The sequence below is a fragment of the Vibrio sp. V12_P9A6T4 genome (assembly GCF_963874835.1).
In the GTDB taxonomy this organism is placed as follows: Bacteria; Pseudomonadota; Gammaproteobacteria; order Enterobacterales; family Vibrionaceae; genus Vibrio; species Vibrio anguillarum.
Genome location: NZ_CAWNJO010000093.1, coordinates 70,599 through 96,108, shown reverse-complemented (window position 1 = coordinate 96,108; position 25,510 = coordinate 70,599). Strand labels below are relative to the sequence as shown.

Here is a 25,510-nt window from a genome sequence, read left to right as displayed (position 1 = left end):
CTAATAATAAGCATTTTCTATTGCGACTAGTTGATGAGGTAGCGAGAGAGATTCAACTCATGAATTGGTAAAGCACAAGTTTGCTCACTGACGATGTCGGCAAGAAGCTGTCCAGATCCGCAAGCCATCGTCCACCCTAAGGTTCCATGTCCGGTATTGGTGTAAAGGTTTTCAAATGGAGTGGAGCCTATAATCGGAGTTCCGTCAGGCGTCATTGGTCTAAAGCCTGTCCAGAATTCAGCTTGTGCTAAATCACCACCTTGAGGAAAGAGATCGGTCACGACTTTTGCAATGGTTGCTTTGCGTGCATCAGGCAAGGCAGGATCAAACCCGGCTAACTCTGCCGTGCCCGCGACACGAATTCGATCCTCAAAACGAGTGATGGCCACTTTATATGTTTCGTCCATTACCGTTGAACGTGGGGAAAGTTCGGCGTCGACAATCGGCAGCGTTAGTGAGTACCCTTTCACTGGATAAACAGGAATGGAGATACCCAATGTCGCCAGTAAAGCGGTAGAGTAACTGCCGAGTGCGACGACATATTTGTCTGCTTTTAGCTCACCTTTATCGGTTTGGACAGCGGTGATCTTTTTGCCTTCAGTGGTTAATGTTTTTATTTGTGTATCAAACAGAAATTGCACCCCACGGCTTTTCGCGAGCTCTGTTAATTGTTGGCAAAACAGATAGCAGTCTCCGGTTTCATCGTCGGGGAGGTACAAACCACCTCGCAATTTATCGCGTACAAGAGCAAGCCCCGGCTCTTGCTTAATGCACCCATCGACATCAAGAAGCTGATAACGAATCCCACTTTGCTCGAGTAGTTTGATGTCCTTTTGTATCGCTTGTAGCTGTTTTTCGCTGCGAAATACTTGCAACGTTCCAAGCCGACGGCCTTGATATTGCAGGTTATGTTGCTGATTCAGGTCAGCCAAACAAACGCGGCTGTAATTGGCAATCGCCAGCATTCTGGCTTTATTGATGTTGTAACGCTCCTGTTGGCAGTTCAATAACATTTTACCCATCCACGCCAACAGCTGTGGGTCGATAGACGGTTTTATTTTCAACGGTGCATGCTCTTCAAACAGCCACTTTAATGCTTTTTGTGGGATGCCGGGTGCAGCCCAAGGGGAAGAGTAGCCGTAAGATATTTGCCCTGCGTTAGCAAAACTGGTCTCTTTTGCACCTTGTGATTGGCGATCCACCACCGTTACTCGGTGGCCCGCTTGTGATAAATACCATGCGCTGGTTAGCCCGATGACGCCGCTACCTAAGACGATCACGTCCATGTTGTCTCCTTAAATCACCCTAGTGTGTTCTCTGAGCACATTCAGAGTTGGTGTAAATGTTCACATAATGGCAACATCAAACATCAAATTGAGTGGAAACACAATCACTAGCCCCTACACTTATTTTTATGTGGTGATGACAAAAGGGGGGAAATGAAGTCAGAGACAGGTCGCTATCAGCGCTGAGTGTGTCTATGTTTCAATACTGCATAAATCATAACGATAAAAGTGATAGCGGCCATTGCCCAGATCCAATAGCGGTAAGCAGAATAAAAGTGGCTGATTTGGTGAAGATGTTCAAATGCAAAATGGGTGAGTAAACCAAAGACCGCGACCCAAACTGTGGTGGCAAGCACGTTACCCAGTAAAAATACTCTGATGGGCATTTTCGCCACTCCGCAGGCTAATGGCATGAATTGTTTCATCCCCTCAACAAAGCGACTGATGATTAAGCAAATCGGGCCGTATTTTTGAATAGCGCTTTGCAGTTTTTGAAATTTAGCCCCTGAAATATAGCCTTTTTTATCCAACCAACCCTCAAAATAATAGCCGAGTAGATAGCCGCAACTATTACCAATAAAGCAGCTTAGCCACGATACAATCATAACAAGAGAGAAATTCATTACGCCATTGGATGACAAAATGGACGCGGCAATCATGAGCGATTGGCCGGGCATCGGAATGCCAATCCCTTCGAAAAAGATGCTGATGATCAGTGCTAGGTAGCCGTACTGTTCCAATAACGGCTGCATTGAGAGGAGCAGTTGATTGATAGGTTGCAAAGCGGGTATCCACCATCGAAAGTTTGAGGTTATTTAATACGCTGGTTCTTCGTTTGAATCAACGTCATCGTGTGATAATGCCCATTTCTTGGCTCTTAAAATAGAATACGTTGTGGTTAGTACCTTCAAATTAGCTGAAAATCATCAGCAAATTTGTTGTGGTTTCTATGCTCTTTTGGCGTAGTACACTGCTTAAAAATCAAGAGGAGTTATTTTATGTTTCATGCCCATGTTTATTTTGATCTCGTAGAGCAAGCGAAAGCACAACGCGTACAACAAAAAATTGCCCAACAACGACATGATGTACAAGCCATGTTTGGCTTAGTACCAAGGCTTGTTGGCCCGCACTTAAAGCCGATGTTTGAAGTACACCTTGCTGACAATAGCCACGGATTTATTGAGTGGCTAGATGAACATCGGGAAGGTCTTAGCGTGTTAATCCATCCGGTTTCTGGAGACGATAGGTATGACCATTCTCAGGGACAAGTTCTGTGGTTAGGAGAGACTTTAGGGGTGAACTTAGCCGTATTGCGTTAGAGGATGCCTATCAAATTAATAGCCACAGTGAATTAGTGTTTAATGCTCATCTTGTCTAGTCTGTACAGAACGCAGCAGAAACAACAATCGTGGCAAGGTTTTGAAGAAAAAGGTTTTTCGAACAAGTCGTGACCGCAGGCTCATCACCTCTCGTTGTTATTGTATATACATGATGTTGTTCTAAGTTTTGTTGCATTTGAATTTAATACAGTGAATGTTCAGCCAATATCGACCGTGCTGAGTGTTTTTAGAATAAATCAAGCACACTTAAATAGCCGCAGTAATGCGAAGCAAGGAGAACGCAATGGAGAATAAAGGTATGAATTCGGGCGGTAAATGCCCTGTCATGCACGGCGGAGTAACTTCTGCTGAACAATCCAACATGGATTGGTGGCCAAAAGCACTGAATCTTGACATTCTTCACCAGCACGACGTGAAAACCAACCCAATGGGTGCGGATTTTAATTACCGCGATGCGCTAAAAACATTGGATGTTGATGCCTTGAAAAAAGATCTCAAAGCACTGATGACCAATAGCCAAGAGTGGTGGCCTGCCGACTGGGGGCATTACGGTGGTTTGATGATCCGCATGGCATGGCACTCTGCGGGTACTTACCGAATTGCAGATGGTCGCGGTGGTGCGGGCTCTGGCAACCAGCGTTTTGCTCCGCTTAACTCGTGGCCCGATAACGCTAACTTAGATAAAGCTCGTCGCTTATTGTGGCCAATCAAACAAAAATACGGCAACAAAATCAGTTGGGCGGATCTGATGATCTTGGCGGGTAATATGGCTTATGAATCCATGGGGCTTAAAACCTTTGGTTTCGCTTTTGGTCGTGAAGATATTTGGCACCCAGAAAAAGACACTTATTGGGGCTCAGAAAAAGAGTGGCTAGCGCCAAGTGGCGGAGAAAATAGCCGCTATTCCGGTGTGCGTGATTTAGAAAACCCGCTTGCTGCGGTGATGATGGGCCTGATTTATGTAAACCCTGAAGGCGTTGACGGTAATCCAGACCCGCTGAAAACCGCACATGACATGCGCGTCACTTTTGAGCGCATGGCAATGAATGATGAAGAAACCGTTGCGCTGACTGCGGGTGGGCATACGGTGGGTAAAGCGCATGGTAATGGTAGCGCTGCGAACTTAGGGCCAGATCCTGAAGGGGCGGACTTGCACGAACAAGGCTTGGGTTGGAATAACCACACCAGCCGCGGTATTGGCCGTAATACCGTCACCAGTGGTATTGAAGGTGCATGGACTACGCACCCAACCCAGTGGGATAACGGTTTCTTCCACCTGCTATTTACCTACGAATGGCAACTGACGAAGAGCCCTGCTGGCGCGTGGCAGTGGGAGCCAATCAACATCAAAGAGGAAGATAAACCGGTTGATGTGGAAGACTCAAGCATTCGTTATAACCCCATGATGACCGATGCCGATATGGCGCTGAAGATGGATCCTGAATATCGCAAGATCTCAGAGCGCTTCTACAAAGACCCAGCGTATTTCTCTGAAGTGTTTGCTCGTGCTTGGTTTAAGCTCACTCACCGCGATATGGGGCCTAAAGCGCGCTACTTTGGCCCTGATGTTCCGGTAGAAGATCTCATTTGGCAAGATCCCATCCCCGCAGGTCGTAAAGATTATGATGTGGATGCAGTAAAAGCGAAAATAGCGGCCAGTGGCTTAAGCATCAGTGAGATGGTCAGCACCGCATGGGATAGTGCTCGTACTTTCCGTGGTTCCGATAAACGTGGTGGCGCTAACGGTGCACGCATTCGCTTAGCTCCTCAAAAAGATTGGCAAGGTAATGAGCCAGAAAGACTCAGCAAAGTGTTGGCTGTTCTGGAGAAAATTGCCGCTGATGCGGGTATTAGCATCGCCGATACCATTGTTTTGGCGGGTAACGTCGGTGTTGAACAAGCGGCCAAAGCGGCAGGCGTTAATATTACTGTGCCTTTTACTGCGGGACGTGGTGATGCAACGCTTGAACAAACCGATGTGGGATCGTTTGATGTGCTTGAGCCACTGGCGGATGGTTTCCGTAACTGGCAGAAGCAACATTACGTGGTTAACCCAGAAGAGATGCTGTTAGATAAAGCGCAACTATTACGCCTGACTGCTCCAGAAATGACCGTATTGATTGGTGGATTGCGAGTGCTCGGTACAAACTATGGCGGCAGCCAACACGGCGTATTGACTGATCGTGTTGGGGCGTTGACTAACGATTTCTTCGTTAACCTCACCGACATGAATTACACTTGGAAGCCAACAGGCCGTAACTCTTACGATATGGTTGAGCGTAAGAGCGGTAAAACAAAATGGACAGCGACTCGTGTTGATCTGGTGTTTGGCTCAAACTCTATTTTGCGCTCATACGCTGAAATTTACGCGCAGGACGATAACAAAGAGAAGTTCGTCAAAGACTTTGTCGCTGCTTGGACCAAAGTCATGAACGCCGATCGCTTCGACGTGTTGTAAGCCATCTCCACTCAGTAATCTTGATATTAAGGCCCTCTTAGCGAGGGCCTTGTTGTGCCTAGCTTTCTCTCTAAACGGCTTGTTTATAAAAGAGTGGTCCCTAAAAAACGAGTGTTTCTAAAAACAGACGGAACCTAAAAACAGACGGAACCTAAAAACAGATGGTATCTAAAAAATAGAGGGCATCTAAAAAATAGAGGGCATCTAGGAAGCATCACACAGCGATATATTTTATTGTAATTCCAAGTGCGCCAGTGTTTTGAAGTGCTTGAAGGTTTCGCATTGCGACAGACTTTTGCCTAATTTTTTATTAATCAGCACTTGGAAAAGATCATACAGCCCCATTGCCTCTTCATAGTCACATTTACTTAAGGCGAGGAAAAAGATCAGATAGGCTTTTTCACCATTGCCCCACTCAATTCCACGCGGTGCGGCGACGGTGTAAACCATCGAACGTTTAGCAAAGAGCTCAATCGAGTGAGGTAGAGCAATGTATTCGCCCATCATGGTTGAAACCAAACTCTCTCGCTCTTGCAGTGAAGCTAGGTATCCCTCCTCTACCAACTCAGTTGATTCAAGATGCGAGCAAACCTGCTCAAAGAGGTGTGATTGCTCAATGACGTCATCAAGGTAGAGAAATTGAGCCTTGGAAAAATACTTATCCAAAAGATAAGAGTGCGTGCGATCAACCAACACTTGTTTGCCCAGTTCTTCCAATTGATGTTGGGTAGGGAAGGGGTCAACCACAAAGCTCTGAATCTCTCTATTGGCTAAGGGCATGGTGGTAATAATGAGGTCGGCTTGCGTGGCATCAGCGGTGATCAACTGTTCAGGGGAATAAACCGTTTTCATATCCAATTGCGGATACTGGCGGCGGATGATCGCTTCTAGCCCAAGTGTCGCGGCATTACCGGCGTCGCAATACAGGAGCGCTTTTGGTGTACGGTGACCTAAATGGTAATTACGTTCAAGCCCCACACCAATGTGAATTACAAGATAGCCTATTTCGTGCTGCGTCATGCAGTAACCCGTCTCTCTGATCCAGTCTGCGATGGCCGATAAGGTAATGCTGTAAGCGAGTGGGTAGTGCTGTTTGATATGTTCGGCCAATGGGTTAATTGTGGCGACATGATGTTTGACACGAATGATCATATGGCAGACGTGGTTGTGGAGATCGCGGCGTAATAGCGCATCGTCACGCACATCGTAAGGGTAATTTTGATAGATATAATCAAAGATATGAGTGACTAGAGCATCGGCTTTATGCTGTACACCTTGGCTAAGGAGTGCTTGATTCGTCGCAATTCTCGCTTGAATGTGAATCGCCAAGGCGGTAATTTCATGGTTATTGGCGGGTAACAGCATCGGTAGCGCAGAAAATAACGCTTTGGCAATCGGTAGCGTCGTTTCATGAACATCGTTTTTAGAAAATTCGGTAAGCTCTTTGCCACACGCGAGCCTGTGCAGTGTGACGGCGGCATAAAGGGTTAACCAACGCAGCCCAATATCATTGATATAGAGTGTATGGTTGGTCAACACTTCACGAAAGCGCGCTGCAAAAATTTGCTGAGATTTTTCAGGGAAAATCGTACTAATAAAGCCCAGAGCTTGTTTTGTCTCTTTTTGTTCGATGTAGATAAGTTGGGTTAAACGGGAGCGAATCGCCATTTCTGGGCCTTGGATCAGCATGCCCAAACGAGGTTTACTTTCAATCGATAAACCAAACGTGGCGAGTTGGCTGCGCACATCGGCCATATCATTTTGAATAACGGTGCGGCTTAGATTCCATGTCTCGGCCAATTCGTCAATTTTTACGCCTTGTTCTGCCGTCAATAGCAGCACTTGAATTTGAATGATGCGCTCTTTACTGGTCCTTGGAATCGTTTCTGCATTTTGCACCCTCGACAAAAAATGCTCGAAAGTTGACGGGTTGTAAATATTGAGTTGGTAACCGGAACCGCGCTGGTGGAGAAGATGCGCGCCATGGTTGACCATCACATTATTGAGCAGCGCGACATCGGTGCGTATGGTGCGTGTCGAAACATTAAGCCGTTGCGCAAGTTCGTCCTGAGTCAAAGGCGAGGCGGATACAGCATCCAACAAATGAATTAGGCGAGGGTGCGGTAGCTTGTACATCATCGATTCCCATTCCAGCATGAACAGCGCTATCTAAAAGGTAAAATGCACTAAAAGGCAATAGATAGCCAACGCTTTGTTATGCCGGAGCACATGCTCCGGCGTCGGTGTTATGAATGTGCCAGTTGTTTTTGAGTCATGGCCAGCAGGGTTTTCACATCCTCGGGGCGAGTCTGTCCGGTTTTCTCATCGATGATTGAGCTATAAATGTGTGGAATGACTTTTTCGACACCCGCATCGAGAGCGATGCGTAAAATCTCTTCAAAGTTGTTTAGATCAATACCACCTGTTGGCTCTAACCAAAAGTGGTGACGAGCACAGGCGTTGGCAACTTCTTGGTACTCAGCTTTGCATTTTAGCCCCTGCATTGGGAAGAATTTGACTGAGCTGCAGCCCATATCTTGCAACATGGCAATCGCGGTATCAACGGGAACAACCGCTTCTTCCATGCCGGAACTTTTCGGGCCAGTTGAGATTTTAACCAAGCCAACAGTGCCTGATGGTGAAATCAAACCATTCACGATAGTGTGATGTTGACCTAGCGCTTGACGCGTAGCCCCGACACCAGTAAAGACTTGATTGACATGCTGAGGCTGCAGTATTCCGGCTAAAGCCGTCACCATATCCGATTGTTTTGGATCCCCTGCGCCAAGGCCAATCGATAAAGCATTCTCGATTTTTTCAGCGCACGCTTTCATATCAGCCGCAGCGCTTGCGGTATCTGGGTAATCTTTCGAGAGCATACCAACCAACACATGGCCTTCTGCGGCTTGGTAGACTTCAATCGCATTATGATGAGAGCCCGCCAGCACATTGAGACATACGCGGTCAGCGTAAAAATTAGGGCTTAAAGACATTCTAATGACTCCTGATTCAGTTGGTTCATGGCGCTAAGAATAAGTTCAAGTTGATGAGATGAAACACTGCGGACATCAAATTCCACCGAACCCTCATTGGATTTGTAAGCGCGGCAGTAAATCGCTGGGTTACCATTTTGGAGGCGTGTGACGGCTTCATTAGCGCTGATACCAAATTGTTTGGCATCAAAACTCACTTCTGCACGTGCGATATCTCGGCCTGCACTGTCCCAAACCACGCGTGCGCTTATCCCTTCAATACGGTTTAACGCCTCGATAAATGGCGTCATTTTATCCACCATTTGTTGGCCGGTTTCTTGTTGGCGGCTTAAGTACAACTCAATGGCATGCGTTAGGCCTAAAATGCCTTCTTTACCGACTTTCATAGCACGGCCAATACCTGCAGATTGCTGCTTAACCCATTCCACATATTGATGTTTCCCAATCACTAAACCGCTGGTTGGGCCTTCAATCGCTTTCGCACCACTGTAGATCACCAGATCAGCCCCTTGCTGATAATAGAGTTGTAGATCCTCTTCTGCTGCTGCATCAACAATCAGCGGAAGCTGGTGGTCTTGAGCCACTTTGGCCGCTTGTGGCACGGTTAACATGCTTTTTTGCACACAATGGTGCGATTTAATGTAGAGAATGGCGGCGGTATTGGGGGTGATTGCCGCGGCTAATTGTTCTGCGCTGCATTCATTAGCCCAACCGGCCTCAATCAGGTTACCGCCGCCAAGATTTACCATGCAGCCAACCGGGGCACCATAATTGACGTTATGCCCTTTGGGGATCACAATATCCGTTGCGATCGGGTGCGTTTTTGCATGCAGATGCTCAAGCAGATAAGGGTTACCACGCACAATGACTGCCGCGATACTCTGTGCAATCCCCGCAGAAGCGCATGAGACGACGACTGCATTTTCAACTTGCAGCAAACGAGCAATATATTGGCCGGTTTTGTTCACCAAATCGCTCATTTCAAAGTAGTTGTTCATCCCAAAACAGACAGTCTGCTCCACTTCGGCTTGCGGAGTAGAAACACCAAGAGCTGTCATACGGCCAGATGTGTTGATCACTTGTTTCAAGTGATATTTTTCAAGAATGGAAGACATAATGCTGTTGTCCTTGTTCAGTCAATACAAGCTTGCCGTCAATAATGGCAGCAAGAGGCGTAAATCTCTGTTGTCCAGTTCGATGCTGGTGATGAGTATCGGTGTAGTTAACCGACGCTTTATTGATGGTGTAGAGCGTTAAATCGGCATCATAGCCTGCAATTAAGTGCCCCTTTTTCGCTAGGCGAAGTGCTTGCGCTGCTTGACTCGTCACGCGCTCAATGATCTGCTCATGGGATAATCCGAGCGTAAAAAACATCGACATCAGGTGGGCAAGACCGTAAACCGGGCCATTGAGCCGGTTCTTACAGTAAATGTCAGAACTGATCGTATCGGGCAAAATCCCTTGTGCGATGGCCTGCTCAGCCACCTCAAAACTGAAACTGGCACTGCCGTGGCCGATATCAAGTTTCAGGCCTCGAGCTCTGGCCTGCTGAACGCTGCTTTTTATCTCCCCATGACAATCAAGAATGCGATTAGGCTTGCCATTAAAGCAGTGAGTGAGAATATCGCCTTTGCCCAGCAGAGCGACAATTTCATCCAAATCCGGCGGCGCATTACCGACGTGCACCATCAATGGAACGCAGCCGCATTGCTGCTGTAATGCTTTGGCAGCCTGAAGCGGCATTAAGCCATTGTGGCCGACAACACTACCGCTCATGCGTGCTTTTAAACCGACAATAAATTCGGGATGACGAAGCAGCGCTTGCTTTGCGCTATCCAGATCAATGTCGTTGGCATCGGCCAGTTCATTTTGGCGCAACAAGCCAATTTTCGAGATATTCAGTAGAGCTCGCACATGGGTTGTGCATTGCGCTGCAAGCTGTGCAAAATCATCCACATCGTTTGCGCCTGTGCTGCCCGCATCAATGACAGTCGTCACGCCACCTGACACCCCAACGTTATCGGGGTGGTCGTTATAAATCGGCGAGTTCGGATAGCAGTGAGTGTGGCCGTCAATCCAACCGGCACTGACAAAAACGTCATGATCTAAATCGACGGTCTGTTTTGCCAATGAACCAGCAAGATCGCCCACCGCCGCTATTTTGTTGCCCTGAAGGGCGATATCGATACTAGACCCACCCGCTTGTTGGGCATTTTTGATCAGGATGTCATACATAATTTGCATCTCACGCTCTTCGCTCATCGGCGCGAAGAGCGATTATCAGTAGAATTTAAACCCCAGCTTGTTTTACAGTGCGATAGGAAAAAGAGCTCCTAACGCCATCGCTCCGAGAATTGCACCACCCGTAATCGGTTTACCCCACACATAGAAAATTAATGCGCCACCTAGAGAGCCGATCCCAATCGGGATAGAAGCGGCCATCGCAGATAAAATGATCAATGGTCCAAGAAAACGGCCGGAGCTATTACCTGCTCCCATCATCACATCAGCCCCGTAGGTTGAATCGCTTTGGTTAATGGTGAATTTACGTGCCAGCACAATTAAGCCACCAATCGCCAAACCAGCGAGCATGCCTGTGATTAACGAAGCGGTGAAATTTTCAAGAGGATAAACAATGCCAGCACCCAGTAATAAAGCTGGAATCCCTAAACCCACACCCGTTTGCACCGCGCCACCGATATCCAAAATGCCCACGAGCGAACCTTCAATGATGCGTGCAAACAGAAAGCTTGCACCAAAAGCGGCCACCGCACCGTACGCGCCTGTATCCATCCCTGCTCGCAGCATGGACACAAACGCCACCTCGTTAAAAGCACCGACACCGTATAAGTAGTACATGTGCGTTCCGGCAAAAACCCCGGCTGAAAGCAAGCCCACGAAAATCGGGAAAGACCAGTCGGCATACCAAAAGTTGTTTTTCATTTTTTCGTCCATGGTCAACTCCTTATTTGCCACTGATCATGAGATGGATATTTTCAAGCCACAAAGGAACTTGCATATGGAAAGCTTCGATAAATTTCATGTCGAACCCGCGGAAGAAAGCACTTAACGCAAACAGTGCAATAATCGCCGCCATCATGATCTGAGTTACTTTGTTCCAACCACTCTCTTCAACACCTTTACCAATCAAAATACCCAGCACCAAACCAGGAACGGCGTTGCCCATGATCATTTGCGCTAAACCACCAAAGATAGTGGCCCAAAAGCCCGATTTCTTACCCGCTTCAATTGCCGCTAGCCAGAAAATAACCGGCATGACGGTATTCACCAGTAAGTTTGCCGCAGGTACTAATACCTTTACTGCCGTGACTTGCAGCGCCGCAGGAACGGCCGCCGCCGTTGAGTTAAGAAACGCAACCACAATCGCACCGATAATGGCGCAAGCAATGCCCATTCGTTTTGGATCATGCAAGGTAGTAGCAAGGTCGCGGTTTTTTATCATCAGCGCCGCCGCGCCCCAGTTCGGGATGATGCGGTGGTCAACATCTTGAGTGAATGCCCCTGCCGCAACCGTTGAGGCCCAAGCATTAAAGAAGAATCCAAGCCCAAAAGAGAAGTGAGAGGCCGGGTCGCCTTCACACGAGTTCAACTCTCCCAGAGTACGAAATGCACCCATACCTTGGATAGTTGGAGCATGGAACATCCTTGCCGCGCCTACTCCAACGCCGATACCGACTAAGCCACCAATGATGATGGACTTAAAGAGAATGATAAGAAACATGTCAGGGATCCTTATAGTGACCTGTTAACGTTTGAAATCGACCTGTTCCACATCGATGTGGGTCAGGCTGACCGTAACCTCTAGCTTGACGCTGTATTGGCGTCGATCTCTTGCAAGAAAGAAGAAAAGGAATTTCTCTCGCGTTACTTTCTCTTCTGCTTGCAAAACGTTGACGTCTAACGGTTCAATCCGGAGGAGGACTTTTGCGTTATTCTTAAGTAACGTGGGTTGTACTTGGCTTAAAGCCGCGGCAAAAGCCTGCTGCTTTGTTTCGCCCTTGCCACTCACGGTTACCTTAGTGGTTAACTGCTCTTTCATGCTTTGATGCCATGCTTAGCCACAAACGCCTTCACCAGTTTTTCGCCCAGCTCTTCTTTATCCATAAAGCCGAAACCCAAAACCACGCAGCCTTCATTGATCGCGGTTATCCCTTCCTCAACAGAGCGCATTCCATAGCGGCATTGATAGCCATATTTTGTTTGCGCTGTGATAGCACCAGCGCCGCCGCTGCCGCAAAAAGAGATCCCTAAATCGGCTTGCTGCTGTTGCATGACATCACCTAACTTCATGTCTGCGGCCATGCCGGGAATAACGGTCACTTCAGCGCCTGCCGCTTGAGCACCAGATCCTACTTTTTGACCTTTGCCCATGCGATCACCAATAACGACTTTGATTACTGACATGTTGTTTCTCCTGCTGTTGGGTTTAATTCGTTTTCTTTAGCTACTTCAAAATGGACCGAAAGCAGATGCGCTTCTTCATAAGCGAGGCTCTCCATCCAATGACACACTTGCTCGGCCAAGGTGAAACAAATGGGAGAGATTTCATCAAACATCTCCATATCGAGTTCAGGCAACGATTCACCGCTAAATGAGCGCCAAACCATCGCTTTGATGTGTGTTTCGAGCATTTTTTTCTGTAGCGAATCGGGGTAGATAGCGTGTGAATTAAGCAAGACAATGGCTCGTTCGGTGAGCGACAAGCCAAGCTCTATAATCTGTGCATCATCCATGCTAATGGGTTGAGAGTTTTGCACCGTGGGATTCTCCAAATGTTTAGCTTGGAGAAGAAAATAGCGTAAAAGGGAGCAAGGGTGGATAAGCCCTATTTCCACTTCCAAATGGAAATAAACCGTGGCCAGTAACATTCGCGCGGTTTTATGTGATGTGTGAATAAGATTTATGGGAATAAATGCGCTGAAAATGTGATTTGAATCGCTATTTCAAGCGCAAATTTATCGTCTCTTTATTTGCTGCCTGTCACAAAACAACTGGTGGTTATTTTGGTTTTATGTTTATTTTCCCAATAGAGCGTCAGGAAGCACGCAATATTAACGGAGGATGGCTTTGAGCCGAGCAAAAGTACGCATGCTGTCGGTTGCGAGCATGGGAGCGTAGTCAGCGTTTTGTGCCTCAAGCTGATAATGGTTTGGTCCTATTTTGCGTACTACGCGTAGCAAGTAGTGGTTATCACCCGTTTCATCTTGAGTTTCAATCGCCATGACCAGATTAGAAATTGAACCTGCGCTCTTTGGTGTGACCCATTCAAGTAGTAGTAAATCACCATCTTGAATCGGGTTTTTACCTCCATTCATTGAATTACCTGAAGCGGGGGCAATGAAATGTCTTGTTGGATCAAGCTTACCGTAACCAGCGGTGACTAAATATTGCTCTTGCGTATCATGAGTACCTTGCTTGAAATGACCGCAAGCAATTTTTAGATCGGGGTAGAGGGGCAAATAGGTACCTTTTTCGCTTGCTTGGTTTGGCAACGGAAGGATCTTGGCCGAAGTTTGGATTGGCTTCGAGTTTGAGTGTGCTTCTTGCTTACTGACTCGCTGTATGTATTCGGCAAAGCGCAAATCGACAAGTTCTTGAATAAGATTATGAAGCTGTGGCAAATCGGCATTGTCTATAGCAAAAGTAGGTACAAAGCGATGATTATCCACCTTAAACCATGCGTGGCCAGAAGAGTCTGGGCTTGTAAACGCTTTGACTGGGTTTCGATTCCAGTAATTTAGCCATTCGGATCCTGTTGCGCTAAATTGCTTGGCTTGTTCGGTGAGATCTCGTCGCATCAAATCAGGTCTACGTGATAGCACTTTATGACTTTGAATCGCTAGCTCATTCAATGTTGGGGGCTTTCGCAAACCATCAAGCTCTAATAGTGCTTCAAGTAAAACGGCTTTAAAGCATTTGCTCATCGCTGTGATTTCGACTGCTTTGAGCAAAAACTCGTCATGTTTCGTCAGTCGTTGAGTCAGTGCTAAGTCACTTTCTTGGTCTGCCACGAACCTAAACCAACTTTTCATCGAGCGGCGTACTTTACTGAGATCATAGCCATGGTGGAAAAATTCGGCGGCACTTGGTCGGTGTGCGAGTTGATGTTTGAGATCTTGGTAATCTTCAGCCGCAGTTGAACGTATCTGTTTTTCTAAGGTTTGCCAAAATTGCAGCAGTTGTGGATCAAAGTTGACATAGCAACCGGCCGCTAACGAAGTGGTTTGGTTGGTCGTTTTGACTATTTCTTTCAGTGAACCCACATTGAGTAGGGTTGCGGGCCGATTTAAAAATGAAGAGTGATTACCGATAAAATCTAACACCATTAATTGCTGTTTACCTGTACTCGGAGATTGGCGCAAACCGCGGCCTAATTGCTGTAAAAAGAGTATTTTTGATTCGGTGGGACGAATCATCAAAATGGTATCAATCGCGGGTAGATCGGTTCCTTCATTGAACAGGTCGACAGAAAAAAGAATGTCGATACTTCCTTCATTCAACTGTTTTAAGGCGTCGTTTCGACGTATTTGAGAGTCACTATAGACGGCGATAGCGCGAACGCCTTGTTTGGAAAAGTATTTCGCCATGTAATCGGCATGACGTTTAGAAATACAGAAAGCTAATGTGCGTTGTTGTTTTCTGTCAAACCAATGGTGATAAATATGTTCGGCACGCTGCTTGGTCGCAAATGCACTGTCCAAAGCTGTAGGGTCAAATTTGCCATTGCGCCAAGGGATTTCTTGATAATCGACGAATTGATCGTAAATACCGTAGTAATGAAATGGCACTAAAATTTTCTCATCAATGCCATGCACCAAGTTACGCTCAAACACTAAATTGTTGTCGCAAAGCGATAATATATCGGCTTGATCAGAGCGCTCGGGTGTTGCAGTTAAGCCTAAAAGAAATGCTGGTTGGAAATAAGCGAGTAAATCTCGGTAACTACGCGCACTCGCGTGATGAAATTCATCGACAACAATATAGTCAAAATCATCGGCTTTGAAGCGCGCTAACTGCGCTTTTTTACCTAAGGTGGCGACTGAAGCAAAAAGATAATCAGCTTCCTCTGTTTTTTCAGCTCCGTTGTATAAGCCAGTTTTAGCGTTAGGTATTAATTTACTAAATGTGCTTTCAGCTTGAGTCAGAATCTCTTCTCGATGGGCAACAAACAAGACGCGTTTTGCTTGCATCTGTTGGGCATCAAAAGCGGCTAACCATGTTTTTCCCATTCCAGTCGCTAAGACAACCAAGCCACGTACATAGCCTTGCTCACGGCTCTGGTTGAGCGCTGATAAAGCCAACACTTGCATTGAGTTTGGGGTAGGGATCTCCGGTGCTTCATCGGCTCCATCCAACAGTGTTAATGAACGTTGCATTGACAGTTTTTTGTAGCGCAGTAAGTAGTCGTCTATCCAGTGATGGGAGAGAGTCATACTCTGTTCATGAGAAAAAATAGCTGAAAACTGCTCACGAATATATTCAAATTCTTGCGCTGCGGGTGAAGTGGCTGGTTGCTCAAAATCGTGGCGTAAAGCCCACTCATAGCTTTGTAGCAATGCTGTTTTACTGATGTTATTTGAACCGACCCAAGCACACCCTTCACTGATGGTTCCTTGTTCTGTTTTAACAAAAATGTAGGATTTCATATGAAAGCTATGTTGACTTTCACAAGTGAAAATACGGCATTGCGCTCCACGTTCCGCCAATATCATAAGGCGTCGTAATGCGACTGGGTGGGTTATTGCTAGATAGTCCGAAGTCAGTAATTTGAGTGAGGCTCCACTTTTTAGAGCGTCAAGAATAGGGTCAAATAGTAAATCCAATCCGGAAGGTTGAACGAAAGAAACCGAGATCTCTATTTCACTAGCGTGGTTAATGGCTTGGATTAACTTAGGAAGTAGCGGGTCTTGTTTCCCTCCCGCACTCAGTTTTGGGCCGCTATATAAAGTGGCCAGACCCTTGTTTCTATGAGCGCTCATCGCTCTTCACTTTTTATTAAAATAGCATTCAACCACTGTTCATTTTGGCGATCCGCTCTTAAATCATTGGTTATCCAGATTTTTGCCACATTCAATGGGGCATGAGCGATCCATTGTGCTAAACGCTGTTCATCACCGTTGGTAAATCGACGGCCATCTCGTTCGACTTCCCCTGCCCCATATTTAAAAGAACAATATAGAGGGGCTAATGGTTTTAGCTGAGAAGCTAAATGAGTAAAGGTATCTGGAAGATCCAACTCACCGACATGCAGTAACGATGCGCAAGCCCAAATACCATCAAAAGATTGATCACTTTGAAAATCAGCAAAGGTTGAAACGGTGACCGGAATTTGAAGCAGTTGAGATGCTAAGCTTGCTAATTCTTCACTGGCGTCAAATGCCACCACTTTATAACCCTGCTCAATGAAACTTTTTGCATCTCTGCCGGAACCACAACCAGCATCAAGGATGATGCCCCCTTTTGGAATATGGGGCGTAAAGTGTTCCATCAGCGAATGGGTATCTACTTCTTTGGTTGATGCAAAAAACAGTTGGGCATTTTGGTTGTAGAACTCGATAGACATAATCGCTCCTCAAAGTGAACGCTATTCTAACTATCTAATACCAAAGGCTCAATTGATTGCAGTACAAGTGTGATCAACTGAGTTGTTTTAAGTTTTTCGTGCGCAGACAGCTAGCCTAAAGTCGCCATAGAACTCAAGTGATGTTCTATTCAATAAGAATGACTAATTAACCATTAATATTATTAATTTCACTTATTCCACAGAGGGCTTTACTCTGCACTTCGGCTTCAATTTGAATGAGAAAGAAAAATATGACAGCGATTACTGATTTAGAGGTTTTACTGCAATCCATGTCACCCGAGTTGGTGGGCGGAAGTTATGTGTTTTGTACTGTGCAAGGGGCATTAGCCGATTATTTGCATTTAGAACCCGTGGCGACATTTCAAGAGCGCGAAGGGCTGACCTTGGTCATTGAGCAGCAAAAGGCCATTGCGGCGCAGCTCGATTTTGAATCGGTATTCAGCTTAATTACGCTGACGGTTCATTCAAGTTTAGAGGCAGTGGGTTTAACGGCCGCTTTTGCAACTAAGCTAGCTTCGTATGGCATCAGCGCTAATGTGATTGCGGGCTATTATCATGACCATATTTTTGTACAACAAGAGAAGGCAGAAAATGCGATGGCGGCACTCAAAGAGTTCGCACAATAACGATTTCCTTGCTACCTAAAACTCCAAGTTGTTTGGCTATAAATATTCAAAATAGCGTCGTTTGATGCAACCAATCGGTTAAGTGTAGAGGATAAGTGTATGACTAATATGGTAATGAAAGTGAAGACGGCATCTGGTCGGCAAGTGACCTATCACCGGAATTTAACGGCGCTGCGCCAGTCGTTTGACCAAGCTGGGATTCGCTACCAGTTGATCGAGACGAAAGTGGTTGCGGTTCGTTCTCCTCGCTGAATGAGTTAGCGTACGTCAGTTAATTTTCATTCAGGGATGATTGAGTGTGTCAAAAGGGGAGTGGTGATGCGTTTGTTGAGTTTGCAGTTTTGTTTCCAAAATTGAGAAACATATTCTCGAGAATAAGCGTGTATTGATAAGAGTCTTTTCTAGGATTTATACCGAATGCCGTGATATTATCCTGCGCCCAACGGCTATGTGGTGGGTTTATAAACCACTACTGGCCTTATTAGTAGCAGATAGTTTCATTGTTGTGGATGATGATTCTATGTAAAAAGAGACCATATTTTGCTTGATATATTACGTGAAGTATTAGGATGGACATCTGTCGCATTCTATATATCACTTACCGTTTTTAATTCGATGAAGTTTACACGCTATGCTGCTTTTGCTTCGGCTGCGAATGACATTGCTTGGTCAATTTTGATGGGCTGGTGGCCTAAAGTGATCCTTAACCTGTCGGTTGGTGCCATTAACGCCTATCGATATGTGAAAGATTTTACTAACACCAGCAAAATGGTGATCAATTCTGCTGCGGCTTTGATGGCGAGCGGTATTCTTTATATTGCTTATGTGGCCGTAAGCAGCTTTATCAATAACCCCACACTTGCCGAAGCCTTGCAGTTTGGCGATCTCGCGTTAATTTTGTTGGCACTGTATATGACTGACCTGAAAAGGTTCCGTTTGCTCATGTTCTTATCGGGGTTTGTTGGTATGGCTGCCTATTTCGGTAACCCACAAATGATGATTATCAAAGCGTTGGTTATTGGCATTATGGCTTACAAGCTTTTCCGCGCCGATAAACTCACGACAGTCGCTACCCATCAGCAACAAACGAATGCATAACTGCGGGTGTGTAAACTGACCTCCGCATTTGTACAAGAGAAACATCAGGGTGGCGTCCTAAGTTGAGATTGGCGCGCTTTCTATTTATTGAGCGATAGTCATTGAGTTGCGATTGTTTAGAACCACCTGGCAAAATCATCAATTTCCTACTTCAAAAGGAACTGAACCCGCGTCCATGTATTCCTAAATCATTTAAAAATACTAGCTTGTTATAGCAATTCAATCTAAAGCAAGAGCGCTGATACTGAGCATTTTACCCATCCTCACCATCTATCAATAGCGATTTTAACGCATCGGGAGAAGAGGGGAGCAGTCCGACTTTTAAGCCAAATGGTTTGAGTTGCCAATAGGCGACATCGTGCCAAACTTGAGCAAAACATAGTCTTGTTCGTTTGAACTAAGGTCTTCAATATCTAGGAGTTTAACCCAGTACCGTCTACTAGCGCCGCTAGGCATAATATCGTCTAGAAACTTTAACCATCCAGGTTTACCCATGTCATTAAAAAAGAATGAGACAGGGTGGTTTAGTGAAACAGCGTGAAAGTCATCTTTATCGTGATGCTCTAGCGCATAGTCGCTGAGGTAGTTGAGTTCAGTTACTCGGAAATTATGTTGGCTACTTTTAGGGAACGAGATAATACCAATATCTATCCATTCACCTTTGATAAAAGCTTGTACGGTTAGTTCTTCCATCGACAACACCCTACTTATCAATGAGTAAAGTTTTACTCTTAAAGTCATTTTCTTTCAAGTTGTGAGTAAATTGTTACTCATAATCTGTAAGTCAAAAGTTTTGATGAGCAGAATGGATGATTTCAGCGATGAAAGCTGCGATAGGAAGTGGGGCGTTAATAGTTTGTACAGTGATGCAAGTTGTTCGTAATAAATGAACAGTTACCTTGAATGAACAAAGTGGTTGAGGTGAGCTGTGGCAGTGTTACGAGGAATGTTACGAAGTGACAGAGATTAAGTGAATCTCGATGAGACTCCCTGAACCACTTAAAGCTAGATATGACAAGGGTTTAGAAAAGAAAACGGGACGTCCTGAGACGTCCCGTTACTAGTGATTGGTGGAGCTGGCGGGATTTGAACCCGCGTCCGAAAATCATTCATCATTGGTACTACATGCTTATTCGATCTTTAATTTCACCATCAAACTGCGAACCGACACGCTATCTAATGGCTATCCTGAATTAGTTTTAATGCTTTGTCTCTCAGGCGGGAGACGCGGCACGAGCTTGTTTGGTTTTGACTCTCTGTTGTTCCCCGTCTTACGAGCGGAAGCTAGGGCAGAAAGGCTCTTGGCAGGTTATTAAGCTGCTAGTGCGTAGTTTTCGTCGTTTGCGACTATTTTTTTGCGGCTTTTAACGTGGCAAACCGCCCCACGGCATGCACCTCAGACTGCAAAATTCCCGTCGAATCCAGAATCAGCCCCAAGTGTGTTGACGCATACTACCAGAAAACCTTTGTCTGTCTAGCTTTCTGCGTCTAAGTGGTCAAGATTAACGCAATGAGCTCTTCATTACGCGTGCTTTCTCTCTTGCCCAATCTTTTTCTTTTAAATCATCACGTTTGTCATGCAGTTTTTTACCTTTCGCTACACCAATTTTGATTTTCACCCAAGAGCGAGACCAATACAGTGATAGTGCGATAAGTGTCATGCCTTCACGGTTGATGCGTCCATAAAGGTTATCCAGTTCACGGCGGCTGATTAACAGCTTGCGCACGCGAGTTGGGTTGGCAACCACGTGAGTGGATGCTTGCTGCAGTGGCGTTATTGTCATTCCGGAAACAAAGGCTTCTCCGTCTCGCATGAAAACGTAGCTTTCTGCGATATTAGCTTTGCCTTGACGAAGAGATTTGACTTCCCAGCCTTGGAGCTCCATGCCTGCTTCTACTTCATCTTCGATAAAGTATTCGTGGCGAGCTTTTTTATTTACAGCAATGGTATTGCTACCTGCTTTTGAGTTTGATTTTTTCTTTACCATAATGGCGGCATTATACGGCTTGGTTCGAGCTTAGGAAATCCTTTTATTTGCGTAGGATAAGAATAAAAGTAAAATTGTTACACACCAGACTCTTTCGGTGGTGATGAGGAGAGAATATGAAGCAAGTCAGTCGTTCTGCTTTAGTGCTTTTTAGTGCAGAACAAATGTTTAATCTCGTGAATGACGTTGCTCGTTATCCTGAATTTTTGCCAGGTTGTTCTGGTTCTCGCGTTATTGAATCTTCCGATTTGTCGATGGTGGCTTCGGTGGATGTTTCAAAGGCAGGGATAAGTAAGACGTTCACAACGTCGAATGTGTTGGTGGCCAGTGAAGCTATTTTGATGAATTTGGTCGATGGTCCTTTTAAGGCTTTAAAAGGCGGTTGGTATTTTACTGCACTTGATGAACAGGCCTGCAAGGTTGAACTTAAACTGGAGTTTGAATTTTCGAGCAAAATGGTGGAATTGGCTTTTGGCAAGATATTCGATGAATTGACCAGTAATATGGTTAACGCATTTACCAAACGAGCGAAACAGGTGTATCAGTAATGAGTATTGAATCTGAGATGATCCATGTTGAGGTAGTCTATGCATTGCCTCATGAGCAAAGAGTACTGAATTTGGTGGTAGACAAAAACTCAACCGTCGAAACGATAATTCAACAGTCCGGTGTGCTTGAGCTCTACCCAGAGATTGATTTATCAAAAAATAAGGTCGGGATTTTTAGTCGTAACGTTAAGCTAGATTCGACGGTCAGAGACCGTGATCGCATTGAAATTTATCGTCCGTTATTGGCCGACCCTAAAGAGATCCGTCGCAAGAGAGCCGAGCAGGCAAAAGCGCAACAGTAAACGTTGCTGCGGTATTGGGTGCAAGATAAAGGGCTCGTTATGAGCCCTGTCCGTTAGTGTCACTCATTGTGAGGTGCACTTTGGGTATCATTTGTTTGAACGTGTTTTCGTTCAGTTTACGCCTTCAAAAAACCGTTCGCTAGGAGGGTAGTCGCCACTGATTTCCATCAAAGCACCTGCGGTATTAAATGTCGCAATCAGGTTTTTCTGTATCGATTCTTTGTGGCCTTCCGTGTGGTGATAAATGTAATACCAAGTATCGGGATAACCGTTTTCAATAAGCATCGGCGACCCCATGACAAACCTAACCTGTTCTTTGCTCATACCGAACTTGAGTTGATCGACGGCTTGCTGTTCAACGTAGTTGCCTTGGTTAATATCAATACGATAAACGAGTTTTTCTAATAAAGAGCATCCAGTCAGCATTGTCATTGCTAAAGGGACTGCGATTAACCACTTTTTTAACTGCATATTCAAAATTCTTTGCCAATAGGTCGTAAAACTGGACTGATAATAAACAAGCTCGCAGCAGAAGTAAAAAATAGACTGAGCTACGAGCTAGTTGAGACTGCAAATTTTGAGTTTGGTTGCAAACCTAAAAAGAAAAATGTCAGCTTAGGCGGCGATCAGCAGTTCTTTCGCATTAGCAAGGGTAGATTCGGTGATTTGGCTACCCCCTAAAAGGCGAGCAAGTTCAGCGACGCGTTGTTCATTGTCTAACCGTTTCATTTGTGTTTCTGTCTTTCCTGCTTTGGCTTGCTTGCTGACAAACAGTTGTTGGTGCCCGCAACCTGCCACTTGTGGTAAGTGAGTCACACACAGTACTTGAGTTGATTCGCCTAATGTCCTTAACATTTTTCCGACCACCGCAGCAGTTGGCCCACTGATACCGACATCGACCTCATCAAAAATAAGGCTAGGAGTGTCTACTTTTTGAGCGGTGATCACTTGGATTGCTAGAGATATCCGTGACAGTTCTCCGCCTGACGCGACTTTAGCGATAGGCTGCAGCGGTTGACCTGGGTTGGTCGAGACTAAGAAGGTTACGGTGTCAAAACCCAGTGGTGATGGATGCGTTGTTTCATGATTAACTTCGATGCAGAACTTGGCTTTTTCCATGCTCAGTTCGTGCATGCTATTGGTGATTAATTTATCCAGCTCTTTCGCGTAACGGCTACGAGACTTATGCAGTTTGTCGGCACAGGTTGCAAACTGCTGATACTGTTTGGCAACGTTACTTTCCAGTTCTTGTAATTTATCTTCAGAGCAGTCAAGTTGCGCTATTTGTTTGAGCAGATCTTGGTGGTGGTGGTAAAGCGTTTCAGGAGCGATGTAGTGCTTGCGCGATATGGACATCACTTTAGAGTAACGTTCTTCTACATAAGCCATACGTTCAGGATCGACATCGATACTGTCCAGATAGTTTCGCAATTCACTGTTGGCTTCTTCGAGTTGGATGATGGCTTCAGCCACCATGTTGGGTAAGGTGGCAAGTTTTTCATCTAACTCGGCCAGTTCAAGCAAGGCGTGGTTGGCTGACTGCAGCAAACTTAGCGCATTGACTTCTTGCCCCTCATAAATAAGTTCAATGGCTTGCTGGCAAGTGGTAGCAAGCTCGCCACTGTTGGCTAAACGTCTGTGCTCTTGTTCGAGTTCGGTGAACTCTTCTTCACCAATCGCCAATTCATTGAGTTCTTTGATTTGATATTCCAGCAGTTGAACTTGAGCTTGGTTTTGTTGACTATTTTCTTTGAGTTGATTGAGCTGGTTATCTGCTTGACGCCACATTTGGTAGGCTAAGCGTGTCTCTTTGACAAGATTCACGTGACCTGCGTATTGGTCCAGCATGCTCATTTGATACTCACTTTTCATCAGTTGATGATGGGCGTGTTGACCGTGGATGTTGATCAGTAATTGACCTAGAGCTTTGAGTTGTGAAAGAGGCACAGGGCTGCCATTGATGAAGGCACGAGAGCGGCCATCTTTGGTGATGATTCGGCGTAAAATACACTCTTTTTGGTCGAGCAAGTCATTGTCTTCCAACCAGCGCGTGGCGTTGAGGTTATTGTCCAAAATAAAGGCGGCGCTGACTTCGGTTTTTTCTTCACCCTGCCTGACCATTCCTGCTTCCGCACGGCCACCAAGACATAAACTGAGCGCGTCAATTGCAATGGATTTACCCGCACCGGTTTCGCCAGTAATGGTAGTCATTCCTTTGGAAAGCTCTAACTGCAATGATTTAACAATAGCAAAATTATTCACACTTAAATGAGCCAGCATTTCTGTACCTATATAATCAAATAACACTGTATAAGTGAACAGTATAAACTGTTTTTTTATACAGTAAAGATGCCTGTCAGAAAACTATGAGTATTGTAAACTGCGCTGAGTTTAGTGCATGCGACAGGAAGTGATTTATGTTGCTTGATAGCTCTGGCTTTCTAGTGAATTTTACTTCATTCGATGGGGTTAATTAGTTTTGAATTGATTATTAAATGCTCATTAAATAGTTTGACGAGGTTCACAAAAAAGATAGAATACGCAACCTGTATACAATGTAACAAGGTGTAGTAAATGATGAACTCAGCACTTCTTTCGCTATTAGAAAAGAAAAGCACCTCTGAAAAAGGTAAATCCCAATCGACATTGGCTGATAAACTATCGAGTGTCATGGTGTTTGGCGCGACAATCGCCGTAGTTGGTTTGCTAGGGTTAATCTACATTGCATAAATTCACATAAAAAAGACGCTTGATGCGTCTTTTTTATCATCTAGAGAATAGCGCTTACTTGGTCGCTATCACTTCAATTTCCACTTTCGCATCCATAGGCAGGCGAGCAACTTCCACGCATGAGCGCGCTGGAAAAGAGGCTTGGTGGCTTTCAAAGACCATCGTAATTCTCGTCATTAGTGGATTGCCATTGGTGTAGTGAAACTGACTTAACCGCTGAATGTCGGTAATAGGTTCATCATTGACATAAAGTGGAATACTGCGGTTGCGATACCAAATAAGATCAGCATGCCGATCATTGCGTTGCCACCCGGTGCCATAAATCCTTCTTGACCACCTTCTAAAGTGCGTGATTTACGAGCCAATAACGCTGGAATTAAGCAAGCCCAGATTGTTGCAGCAGCACCCGCATAGCCAATCGCCAGAATAAAGCCGAAAGGGAACAATAAAGAAAGGGTGAGTGGTGGAATAAATGTCACTAGCCACGTTTTAGTTCGACCTTGTTTGTTGTCTTCAAATTTAAACAGGTCTGCCAGAAAATCAAAAACACCTAAGCCTACTCCAATGAACGAAGAAAGAATGGCTGCCATTGAGAAGGTGTTGATTGCGTGCGATACCTTGTCTGAATCAATCACAGAGCCTAACGCTGCTAACAGAACTTCAACGTTACCACCTTGGGCAATCACTGGGCCGAAATTGCTACGTGGTAGGTTACCGTAAATACTGACCATCCACAGGAAGTACAGACATAGTGCGATAACGGTACCGCCCAAAATGGCGTATTTTGCGCGATGCTCACATCCATAGTAAGAACGCATACTGGCCACTGAGTGATGATAACCAAATGAAGTTAAGGCCACAGGTAACATTGCCATAGCGTATGGGGCATAATTGGATTCTTCGTTAATGCGGTCGAAAAGTACGCTAGTATCTATGTTAACGGCTAAACCAGAAACACCCAATACGAAGCTCAGTACCATAAAGGCAATAAGAACAATAGAGATCCTGTCGACTGCTCGAGTAGAGTGCCAAACGAAAAGAGAGAAAACAGCAACAAACAGGACTGATGTGATTTTGTTATTGATGCCTAAAACACCTTCCAGAATTAAACCTGAAGATGTGATGTAAGCATAAAGTAAGATACCGCCGACAAAATAAACTGCTAAATTATTAATTCGGTTGACGTTATCGCCAAGGATGTCTTTGGTCACAGTGTTGAAAGACACTTTAAGATCGTAACGCTTGAATGCTTCCAATAGCATCCAACCCGAGAGTGTCATCATGATCATGGTGAAGGTAATTGTGATAAGAGACCAAGTCGTCCAAGCGCCGGCTCCCGCACTCGGTAACCCTAACATTCCGGCTCCGACACAGACGCTTGCTATGATACAAGCTCCGCCTACTAAAGATGGATTATTGTTCATAATCGTTACTCTTGTTTAAGTTTCATGTTGAGGAAAAAGCCCGCTAAATTTATAGATTTTGTTTTGCTCGATTTAGAAGGAAATAGCGCGCCAATTAGGCGCGCTTTAGTTA

The 25,510-nt window shown here is 45.3% G+C and carries 25 protein-coding genes, 1 other RNA gene and 4 pseudogenes; 8 read left to right on the top strand and 22 right to left on the bottom strand.

Features of this window, described 5'->3' with window-relative positions:
• Nucleotides 1-26 precede the first annotated feature (26 nt).
• Both AACQ42_RS14980 and AACQ42_RS14975 read right to left on the bottom strand, forming a co-directional pair.
• Complete coding sequence (locus AACQ42_RS14980) at nt 27-1,286, bottom strand: D-amino acid dehydrogenase (RefSeq protein ID WP_094166397.1); 1,260 nt, start codon at nt 1,284-1,286, stop codon at nt 27-29.
• 176 nt (nt 1,287-1,462) lie between these two features.
• The gene (locus AACQ42_RS14975) at nt 1,463-2,068 is read right to left on the bottom strand and encodes a DedA family protein (RefSeq protein WP_019282098.1); all 606 of its coding nucleotides are present in this window, start codon (nt 2,066-2,068) and stop codon (nt 1,463-1,465) included.
• A gap of 216 nt (nt 2,069-2,284) precedes the next feature.
• Here AACQ42_RS14975 and AACQ42_RS14970 point away from each other — a divergent pair, with 216 nt between their 5' ends.
• Nucleotides 2,285-2,605, top strand: coding sequence for a DOPA 4,5-dioxygenase family protein (locus AACQ42_RS14970; protein ID WP_094166396.1), 321 nt, complete (start codon nt 2,285-2,287; stop codon nt 2,603-2,605).
• A gap of 304 nt (nt 2,606-2,909) precedes the next feature.
• A complete protein-coding gene (katG, locus tag AACQ42_RS14965; RefSeq protein WP_094166395.1) occupies nt 2,910-5,084 on the top strand; it encodes a catalase/peroxidase HPI in 2,175 nt (724 codons plus the stop codon).
• A gap of 231 nt (nt 5,085-5,315) precedes the next feature.
• On the opposite strand, the gene AACQ42_RS14960 is transcribed toward katG, so the two are convergent.
• The 11 genes from AACQ42_RS14960 to AACQ42_RS14910 form a co-directional block, all read right to left on the bottom strand.
• On the bottom strand, nt 5,316-7,241 hold the full coding sequence (locus AACQ42_RS14960) for a BglG family transcription antiterminator (RefSeq protein ID WP_254918610.1): 1,926 nt from the start codon (nt 7,239-7,241) through the stop codon (nt 5,316-5,318).
• Between the two features lie 89 nt (nt 7,242-7,330).
• The gene (dagF, locus tag AACQ42_RS14955; protein WP_094166393.1) at nt 7,331-8,077 is read right to left on the bottom strand and encodes a 2-dehydro-3-deoxy-phosphogluconate aldolase; all 747 of its coding nucleotides are present in this window, start codon (nt 8,075-8,077) and stop codon (nt 7,331-7,333) included.
• The gene (locus tag AACQ42_RS14950) at nt 8,068-9,192 is read right to left on the bottom strand and encodes a DgaE family pyridoxal phosphate-dependent ammonia lyase (protein ID WP_094166392.1); all 1,125 of its coding nucleotides are present in this window, start codon (nt 9,190-9,192) and stop codon (nt 8,068-8,070) included. Before AACQ42_RS14950 ends, dagF begins: the two co-directional genes overlap by 10 nt.
• A complete protein-coding gene (locus AACQ42_RS14945) occupies nt 9,176-10,339 on the bottom strand; it encodes an amidohydrolase/deacetylase family metallohydrolase (protein ID WP_088728668.1) in 1,164 nt (387 codons plus the stop codon). The genes AACQ42_RS14950 and AACQ42_RS14945 overlap by 17 nt, the downstream gene beginning before the upstream one ends.
• Before the next feature lie 45 nt (nt 10,340-10,384).
• Nucleotides 10,385-11,032, bottom strand: coding sequence for a DUF4310 family protein (locus AACQ42_RS14940; RefSeq protein ID WP_064624573.1), 648 nt, complete (start codon nt 11,030-11,032; stop codon nt 10,385-10,387).
• Nucleotides 11,033-11,042: 10 nt separating this feature from the next.
• Nucleotides 11,043-11,819, bottom strand: coding sequence for a DUF4311 domain-containing protein (locus AACQ42_RS14935; protein WP_017045612.1), 777 nt, complete (start codon nt 11,817-11,819; stop codon nt 11,043-11,045).
• Between the two features lie 24 nt (nt 11,820-11,843).
• Nucleotides 11,844-12,137, bottom strand: coding sequence for a DUF4312 family protein (locus AACQ42_RS14930; protein ID WP_017047947.1), 294 nt, complete (start codon nt 12,135-12,137; stop codon nt 11,844-11,846).
• Nucleotides 12,134-12,502, bottom strand: coding sequence for an SFCGS family glycine-rich protein (locus AACQ42_RS14925; protein WP_094166391.1), 369 nt, complete (start codon nt 12,500-12,502; stop codon nt 12,134-12,136). The genes AACQ42_RS14930 and AACQ42_RS14925 overlap by 4 nt, the downstream gene beginning before the upstream one ends.
• Entirely contained in the window at nt 12,493-12,855 is a 363-nt protein-coding gene (locus AACQ42_RS14920) for a transcriptional regulator (RefSeq protein WP_254918609.1), read from the bottom strand. Before AACQ42_RS14920 ends, AACQ42_RS14925 begins: the two co-directional genes overlap by 10 nt.
• 294 nt (nt 12,856-13,149) lie before the next feature.
• Complete coding sequence (locus AACQ42_RS14915) at nt 13,150-16,077, bottom strand: DEAD/DEAH box helicase family protein (RefSeq protein WP_094166389.1); 2,928 nt, start codon at nt 16,075-16,077, stop codon at nt 13,150-13,152.
• A complete protein-coding gene (locus AACQ42_RS14910; RefSeq protein WP_094166388.1) occupies nt 16,074-16,661 on the bottom strand; it encodes a class I SAM-dependent methyltransferase in 588 nt (195 codons plus the stop codon). The genes AACQ42_RS14915 and AACQ42_RS14910 overlap by 4 nt, the downstream gene beginning before the upstream one ends.
• Nucleotides 16,662-16,912: 251 nt before the next feature.
• Here AACQ42_RS14910 and AACQ42_RS14905 point away from each other — a divergent pair, with 251 nt between their 5' ends.
• From AACQ42_RS14905 to AACQ42_RS14895, 3 genes are all read left to right on the top strand, one after another.
• Complete coding sequence (locus AACQ42_RS14905; RefSeq protein WP_176429736.1) at nt 16,913-17,308, top strand: ACT domain-containing protein; 396 nt, start codon at nt 16,913-16,915, stop codon at nt 17,306-17,308.
• A gap of 99 nt (nt 17,309-17,407) precedes the next feature.
• Nucleotides 17,408-17,560, top strand: coding sequence for a hypothetical protein (locus AACQ42_RS14900; RefSeq protein WP_017042953.1), 153 nt, complete (start codon nt 17,408-17,410; stop codon nt 17,558-17,560).
• A gap of 288 nt (nt 17,561-17,848) precedes the next feature.
• Nucleotides 17,849-18,406, top strand: a complete 558-nt coding sequence (locus tag AACQ42_RS14895; RefSeq protein WP_094166386.1) for a hypothetical protein — start codon at nt 17,849-17,851, stop codon at nt 18,404-18,406.
• Between the two features lie 16 nt (nt 18,407-18,422).
• Here the strand turns inward: AACQ42_RS14895 and AACQ42_RS14890 are convergent.
• The 5 genes and pseudogenes from AACQ42_RS14890 to smpB form a co-directional block, all read right to left on the bottom strand.
• Nucleotides 18,423-18,545: pseudogene (locus AACQ42_RS14890) on the bottom strand (integrase); the annotation flags it as partial.
• A 114-nt stretch (nt 18,546-18,659) separates the two neighbouring features.
• A pseudogene (locus AACQ42_RS14885) lies at nt 18,660-18,743 on the bottom strand (transcriptional regulator); the annotation flags it as partial.
• Nucleotides 18,744-18,745: 2 nt separating this feature from the next.
• A pseudogene (locus AACQ42_RS14880) lies at nt 18,746-19,099 on the bottom strand (hypothetical protein); the annotation flags it as partial.
• A gap of 375 nt (nt 19,100-19,474) precedes the next feature.
• Nucleotides 19,475-19,841: a transfer-messenger RNA gene (gene ssrA / locus AACQ42_RS14875) on the bottom strand.
• 67 nt (nt 19,842-19,908) lie between these two features.
• A complete protein-coding gene (gene smpB / locus AACQ42_RS14870; protein ID WP_013857439.1) occupies nt 19,909-20,394 on the bottom strand; it encodes an SsrA-binding protein SmpB in 486 nt (161 codons plus the stop codon).
• Nucleotides 20,395-20,510: 116 nt separating this feature from the next.
• Here smpB and AACQ42_RS14865 point away from each other — a divergent pair, with 116 nt between their 5' ends.
• Together AACQ42_RS14865 and AACQ42_RS14860 are read left to right on the top strand one after the other, a co-directional pair.
• Nucleotides 20,511-20,942 (top strand): SRPBCC family protein, encoded by a 432-nt coding sequence (locus tag AACQ42_RS14865; RefSeq protein ID WP_094166385.1) that lies wholly within the window; start codon nt 20,511-20,513, stop codon nt 20,940-20,942.
• Entirely contained in the window at nt 20,942-21,244 is a 303-nt protein-coding gene (locus tag AACQ42_RS14860; protein ID WP_010319507.1) for an RnfH family protein, read from the top strand. The genes AACQ42_RS14865 and AACQ42_RS14860 overlap by 1 nt, the downstream gene beginning before the upstream one ends.
• 111 nt (nt 21,245-21,355) lie before the next feature.
• Here AACQ42_RS14860 and bamE read toward each other — a convergent pair whose 3' ends face one another.
• Nucleotides 21,356-21,715, bottom strand: a complete 360-nt coding sequence (bamE, locus tag AACQ42_RS14855; protein ID WP_026027472.1) for an outer membrane protein assembly factor BamE — start codon at nt 21,713-21,715, stop codon at nt 21,356-21,358.
• 144 nt (nt 21,716-21,859) lie between these two features.
• Nucleotides 21,860-23,524, bottom strand: coding sequence for a DNA repair protein RecN (gene recN / locus AACQ42_RS14850; protein ID WP_029388392.1), 1,665 nt, complete (start codon nt 23,522-23,524; stop codon nt 21,860-21,862).
• Between the two features lie 294 nt (nt 23,525-23,818).
• Between recN and AACQ42_RS14845 the strand changes: the two genes are divergently transcribed.
• On the top strand, nt 23,819-23,974 hold the full coding sequence (locus tag AACQ42_RS14845; RefSeq protein WP_017047959.1) for a hypothetical protein: 156 nt from the start codon (nt 23,819-23,821) through the stop codon (nt 23,972-23,974).
• A 54-nt stretch (nt 23,975-24,028) separates the two neighbouring features.
• On the opposite strand, the pseudogene AACQ42_RS14840 reads toward AACQ42_RS14845, so the two are convergent.
• Together AACQ42_RS14840 and AACQ42_RS14835 are read right to left on the bottom strand one after the other, a co-directional pair.
• Nucleotides 24,029-24,130, bottom strand: a pseudogene (locus AACQ42_RS14840) (Rid family hydrolase); the annotation flags it as partial.
• A 53-nt stretch (nt 24,131-24,183) separates the two neighbouring features.
• Nucleotides 24,184-25,398 (bottom strand): aromatic amino acid transporter, encoded by a 1,215-nt coding sequence (locus tag AACQ42_RS14835; RefSeq protein WP_094166384.1) that lies wholly within the window; start codon nt 25,396-25,398, stop codon nt 24,184-24,186.
• Nucleotides 25,399-25,510 lie beyond the last annotated feature (112 nt).

What these genes read in the sequence shown, in the direction of transcription:
- AACQ42_RS14865 (WP_094166385.1), top strand. Translation starts at nt 20,511, where the DNA reads ATGAAGCAAGTCAGTCGTTCTGCTTTAGTGCTTTTTAGTGCAGAACAA.
- AACQ42_RS14960 (WP_254918610.1), bottom strand. Translation starts at nt 7,241, where the DNA reads ATGCTGGAATGGGAATCGATGATGTACAAGCTACCGCACCCTCGCCTA.
- smpB (WP_013857439.1), bottom strand. Translation starts at nt 20,394, where the DNA reads ATGGTAAAGAAAAAATCAAACTCAAAAGCAGGTAGCAATACCATTGCT.
- AACQ42_RS14910 (WP_094166388.1), bottom strand. Translation starts at nt 16,661, where the DNA reads ATGTCTATCGAGTTCTACAACCAAAATGCCCAACTGTTTTTTGCATCA.
- AACQ42_RS14845 (WP_017047959.1), top strand. Translation starts at nt 23,819, where the DNA reads ATGATGAACTCAGCACTTCTTTCGCTATTAGAAAAGAAAAGCACCTCT.
- AACQ42_RS14915 (WP_094166389.1), bottom strand. Translation starts at nt 16,077, where the DNA reads ATGAGCGCTCATAGAAACAAGGGTCTGGCCACTTTATATAGCGGCCCA.
- katG (WP_094166395.1), top strand. Translation starts at nt 2,910, where the DNA reads ATGGAGAATAAAGGTATGAATTCGGGCGGTAAATGCCCTGTCATGCAC.
- AACQ42_RS14905 (WP_176429736.1), top strand. Translation starts at nt 16,913, where the DNA reads ATGACAGCGATTACTGATTTAGAGGTTTTACTGCAATCCATGTCACCC.
- AACQ42_RS14860 (WP_010319507.1), top strand. Translation starts at nt 20,942, where the DNA reads ATGAGTATTGAATCTGAGATGATCCATGTTGAGGTAGTCTATGCATTG.
- dagF (WP_094166393.1), bottom strand. Translation starts at nt 8,077, where the DNA reads ATGTCTTTAAGCCCTAATTTTTACGCTGACCGCGTATGTCTCAATGTG.
- AACQ42_RS14925 (WP_094166391.1), bottom strand. Translation starts at nt 12,502, where the DNA reads ATGTCAGTAATCAAAGTCGTTATTGGTGATCGCATGGGCAAAGGTCAA.
- AACQ42_RS14835 (WP_094166384.1), bottom strand. Translation starts at nt 25,398, where the DNA reads ATGAACAATAATCCATCTTTAGTAGGCGGAGCTTGTATCATAGCAAGC.
- AACQ42_RS14945 (WP_088728668.1), bottom strand. Translation starts at nt 10,339, where the DNA reads ATGAGCGAAGAGCGTGAGATGCAAATTATGTATGACATCCTGATCAAA.
- AACQ42_RS14940 (WP_064624573.1), bottom strand. Translation starts at nt 11,032, where the DNA reads ATGGACGAAAAAATGAAAAACAACTTTTGGTATGCCGACTGGTCTTTC.
- AACQ42_RS14900 (WP_017042953.1), top strand. Translation starts at nt 17,408, where the DNA reads ATGACTAATATGGTAATGAAAGTGAAGACGGCATCTGGTCGGCAAGTG.
- AACQ42_RS14950 (WP_094166392.1), bottom strand. Translation starts at nt 9,192, where the DNA reads ATGTCTTCCATTCTTGAAAAATATCACTTGAAACAAGTGATCAACACA.
- AACQ42_RS14980 (WP_094166397.1), bottom strand. Translation starts at nt 1,286, where the DNA reads ATGGACGTGATCGTCTTAGGTAGCGGCGTCATCGGGCTAACCAGCGCA.
- AACQ42_RS14935 (WP_017045612.1), bottom strand. Translation starts at nt 11,819, where the DNA reads ATGTTTCTTATCATTCTCTTTAAGTCCATCATCATTGGTGGCTTAGTC.
- AACQ42_RS14930 (WP_017047947.1), bottom strand. Translation starts at nt 12,137, where the DNA reads ATGAAAGAGCAGTTAACCACTAAGGTAACCGTGAGTGGCAAGGGCGAA.
- recN (WP_029388392.1), bottom strand. Translation starts at nt 23,524, where the DNA reads ATGCTGGCTCATTTAAGTGTGAATAATTTTGCTATTGTTAAATCATTG.
- AACQ42_RS14970 (WP_094166396.1), top strand. Translation starts at nt 2,285, where the DNA reads ATGTTTCATGCCCATGTTTATTTTGATCTCGTAGAGCAAGCGAAAGCA.
- bamE (WP_026027472.1), bottom strand. Translation starts at nt 21,715, where the DNA reads ATGCAGTTAAAAAAGTGGTTAATCGCAGTCCCTTTAGCAATGACAATG.